A 4,309-nucleotide genomic window follows, 5' to 3' on the forward strand; every position below is an offset into this window, starting at 1 on the left:
TTTGTCATCGACTCAAGAGGTGTCATGTCCATGGATAGACTTTGGTTAAATGTCTTAAATAAGTCTGACCAAAAAATATATCTCGCTCCAGCAGGTCGTGCCCTACTAACTCTATTAAATAAGACTGAATACTACAACAAGACCATAGAAAAAATTTCCCCTTGCTTTTACTTTAACCCCGAAGACCAGGGCTATATAGAAGACATAACTCGTGCAGTAAATGGTCGTGCCATACCAGCCTGGAAGGTAAAATTTACAGACGGAGAATACACTGTCCTCTCCAATTACTAAGCTTAACAAATCACTGGACCTGTGATAAAATAAGCTTTGGAGGTTTTTATGAAATTTTGCTCTTTGGCAAGTGGCTCATCAGGCAACTGCCAATATATTGAATATAAAAATACAAAAATAATAATAGATGCAGGACTTTCTGGCAAAAAAATCGAAGAAAACTTGGAGCAAATTGGCGTAAAGGCAAGTGAACTTGACGCAATCTTTGTCACTCACGAGCACATTGACCACATAAAATCTGTGGGCGTCTTGTCCAGAAGACACAAGCTAAAAGTTTTCTCCAACATGATGACCCTAGATGCCATGCTGCCAACTGTGAAAAAGCTAGACCCAAAGAAGACCTTTATCTTTGAAAATGGCAAGAGCTTTACCTTTAAGGACTTGGAGATTATGCCAATTTCTACCTTCCACGACTGCGCAAGTGGCTGTGGCTTTGTCATAAGTGGCGACAAAAAAATTTCACTTTTGACAGACACAGGCTGGGTCAACGCCGATGCCATGGAAAAAATGGATGGGTCAGAACTTTTTTACCTTGAATCCAACCACGATGTGGACATGCTAATGCAGGGGACCTATCCTTATCAAACAAAGCAGAGGATCTTGTCCACTAAGGGACACCTTTCCAACGAAAACGCGGCAGAAGTCCTATCAATGATCTTAAAAAAGAAAAAAGAAAAAATTCTCTTGGGCCACCTTTCAGCTGACAACAATTTGCCAGACCTTGCCCTAAAGACAATAAATGATCTTTTATTACAAGACCACAAGGAAGAAAGCGTGGACTACACCATTGATGTTGCGCCAAGATTTTCACCATCGGAAATCTTTGAACTTTAAAAAATTTTAAGGGGAGGAATAATTTGAACATATTAGTTACTAATGACGACGGAATTAACGCCGAAGGCATAGAAGTCCTTGCAAAGGCACTGATAAAAGAAGGCCACAAAGTTACAATTGCGGCGCCAAATGTAGAAAACTCTGGCAAGTCTCATGCCATAACTTTTAAGAGCCCCCTAATAGTCCAAGACGCCAAGCTTGAAGGACTTGAAGGCGTAAGAAGCCTTTGCGTCTATGGCACGCCAGCTGACTGCGTAAGGGCAGCTGTGCATTTACTTGACGAAAAATTTGATTACTGCTTCTCTGGAATAAACTCTGGCTACAACACTGCCACAAATGTATTATATTCAGGCACAGTTTCAGCTGCCATCGAAGCAAACTTATTTAACATACCAGCAATTGCAGTGTCAGCTCAATGGGTGAAGGGTCACTCCAAGTTTGACTCAGCGGCAAAAATTGCCATGGATGTCTTTAATAAACTTGAGGACTTTAAAAAGCTTCAGGTCCTAAATATAAATGTGCCCTATCTTGACTACGAAGACATAAAGGGCATAGAAGTCTGCAAAGTTGGCGCCGATGTCATGTCTATCTATGACATTTCAGAAGACGGCCAAGGCTACAACATGAAGTTAAAGGGCTTCCCAAAGGAGAACAACGGCAAGGACTCAGACATTTATTATCTGGGACAAAATTATGCAACAGTAAGCCCCCTTCTTTACGATGTGACAAACCTAACTCTAATAAATGAGTTAAAGGAAATTATAAAATAAACTTGGAGAGAAAATCGTGAACTACAAATTTACTTTGATCTTTTTAATAATTTTAATTTTTGGAATATTTTTTAGAACTATAATGTAATGTGTAAAAAACATTGTAAGTTGCGAAAAATTATAGGTGAAGACTAATATAAAAAGAGATTTAAAAAGTCCTGGCGACTTTTTATTTTTTTGCTATAATTTAGTAAAGAGGTGATAGCGTGAAAAAATTTATACCAATAATTTTTGCCCTGCTCTTAATATTTTCTTCCTGCAATAAAAAAGAAAAGAGCCTATATGATTTCAAGACAGATTTTGTGGGCGACAACACAAAGGTCTCACAAATAGTTTCTAAAGAGGCCTATCCTAAAAATTTTGAGACTGGAGAGATAAAGATCCTATCAGATAAAGAGCCCTATGGCTTAAAGGTCTTCTGCAAAAATTTTGAAGATATAGAAAAAGAAGACTTATTTAAAAACGCAGCCACAACTCTTGCCCTAATAAAAAATTTGGACAACTTATCTTATGTGGATGCTGACGAAAAAGAAATCTTTAGCTTTAGTCGAGCTGAGGTAGAAGAAGAACTTCAAAAAAATGATACAAGTCTTGACAAGATATCAGAAAGCCAAGAAAGCCTAGAAAATTTTATAAATAAGTAAAAGAACTCTCTCAGAAAACTGGGAGAGTTTAATTTTGCAAATTTTTAGAAAATTATTTAAAAATAAAAAATGGGGGAGACCTTATAATAATTTCTCCTGCCAAAAATTACCAAGTAAGAAAAAATTCACAGAGGCAAAAATTTTGTCAGCATAAAATTTTTGAAGAAAATTTAAAAAGTGCAAAAATTTTTCAGGCCTTAAAAAAATTTACATAAAAATATCTGCCAGAGATTTCCAGCAGATGTTATAAAGCAAAAAAAAGAGAAGGATTACTCCTTCTCTAATTTTTTTCTATCTAGGATTTCTTTGAAACTTAGCTTTTACAATTTCAAATCCATCTGTGTTGATGTTAAACTCATTGTTGTCTTCCTTAATCCAGTGTGCCCTGTAAAGGTCCTTCTTATATAAGAAAGTGTTGCTTGCACAAAGGATATCTTCGTAAGACCACATATCCTTCTTAACATCTTTGTAAGATATTAGATTCTTTTCGTTGTTTCTAATATAAGTCTTATCAAGAATTCTCTTGAAGGCCTTGTTAGAAACTGCTGCAACTTCTTCTCTTGGGATGAACTTGTCGCCTTCATAAGTTGCAAGTCCGTCAGTGTAAATCTTTAACCAGCCTTCCTTGTAAGCTGCTTCGATTTCACCCATTGCCCAGTGTCCATCTTTAAGCTTCATGTGGTTGCCACTTACATCTCCAAGTTCTTGGAATCTCTTAAGAGTAGCAATCCATTCATTTCTTGTAATCTTATCTTCTGGCTTGAAGTTGCCATCGTCATAACCAGCAAATACCTTTGCCTCAGTTACGATCTTAATAGCTCTAGTGTACCAAGCTTCTCCAATGTCCTTGTAAGAAAGTTTGAAGTTAGGATTGTACTTATAGCCATCTTCAACAAGTGCGTTGGCAAGAATTTGCGCTGCTTCAGCACGAGTTAAACCATCCTTAGGTCTAAAGTCTCCCATATAACCTTGCATATATCTTACTTCTTTGACATAAGCATTGTCAGGTACCTTTATTACCTTTTCTACTGGCTTTTCAATATAAACAGTTCTCAATCCTGAATAGCCTGGCCTATTGTCTGGATATTGTGGATAATTTGGTCTATCTGGATTATCTGGACTTGGATTATCAGGGTATTTAGTAATTTCAACAAAAATAGCTACATATTTTTTGTTTCCTTTAATTACTTCTTCCTTATCAATCTTTTCTGCCCATGTTAAAAATTTGTATCCAGTATTTGCTTTTGGTGTAGGAATGCTGAGATCTCCAACCTTAATTTCTTTAGTTGGGTTTACATAGTAAGTCTTATTTCCACCTTCAAGGCTTCCACCACTTCCTGCAACAAACTCAACAGTTACATATCCATCAGGTTTTGTGTTTGTAGTTCCATCATCATTCTTTTCAGGAATTACATATGCTAATGCTTTGAATGTAAATGTATAAGTTTCATCTGCTGTATATTGTTTCTTTGTTATTTCTGGACTCCAAGTACCACCTTCAGCAGTGTAACCTACATTTGCCTTCTTAGTAATAGCATCTGCTGTATTTGTTAAGTCGATATCTACATTTGGTTTTACATAGTAAACTGTTGTGCCTGATAGAGAACCATTGGCATCAGCTTTAAATGTAACAGTTACATATTCGTTAGGTTTGTCTGATCCATCAGTGTTCTTTTGAGGAATAATATTATCAAGCTCAGTATATTGAGCAGTTATTATTGTGTTTTTATCTGTAAATGTTTGTGTTAATTCTTTGTCCCACTTGTTGAA

General features: G+C 36.4%; 4 protein-coding genes and 1 pseudogene. 4 read left to right on the forward strand and 1 reads right to left on the reverse strand.

From position 1 onward, the window contains the following. From Q0U74_RS07595 to Q0U74_RS07610, 4 genes and pseudogenes are all read left to right on the forward strand, one after another. A pseudogene (locus Q0U74_RS07595) lies at positions 1 to 291 on the forward strand (hypothetical protein); the annotation flags it as partial. Between the two features lie 48 nt (positions 292 to 339). Further along, entirely contained in the window at positions 340 to 1,125 is a 786-nt protein-coding gene (locus tag Q0U74_RS07600; protein ID WP_297393836.1) for an MBL fold metallo-hydrolase, read from the forward strand. 23 nt (positions 1,126 to 1,148) lie between these two features. Then, the gene (surE, locus tag Q0U74_RS07605) at positions 1,149 to 1,895 is read left to right on the forward strand and encodes a 5'/3'-nucleotidase SurE (protein WP_297393838.1); all 747 of its coding nucleotides are present in this window, start codon (positions 1,149 to 1,151) and stop codon (positions 1,893 to 1,895) included. A gap of 206 nt (positions 1,896 to 2,101) precedes the next feature. After that, positions 2,102 to 2,539, forward strand: a complete 438-nt coding sequence (locus Q0U74_RS07610; RefSeq protein WP_297393840.1) for a DUF4825 domain-containing protein — start codon at positions 2,102 to 2,104, stop codon at positions 2,537 to 2,539. A 291-nt stretch (positions 2,540 to 2,830) separates the two neighbouring features. Here the strand turns inward: Q0U74_RS07610 and Q0U74_RS07615 are convergent. After that, positions 2,831 to 4,309, reverse strand: a 1,479-nt coding sequence (locus Q0U74_RS07615) for an S-layer homology domain-containing protein (protein ID WP_297393841.1), incomplete at its 5' end; no start/stop codon positions are given.

This window comes from uncultured Peptoniphilus sp. (genome assembly GCF_946998875.1).
Lineage (GTDB): Bacteria > Bacillota > Clostridia > Tissierellales > Peptoniphilaceae > Peptoniphilus_A.

Bases quoted from the DNA above. Each gene is read 5' to 3' on its own strand.
- Q0U74_RS07600 (WP_297393836.1), top strand. From the start codon at position 340: ATGAAATTTTGCTCTTTGGCAAGTGGCTCATCAGGCAACTGCCAATAT.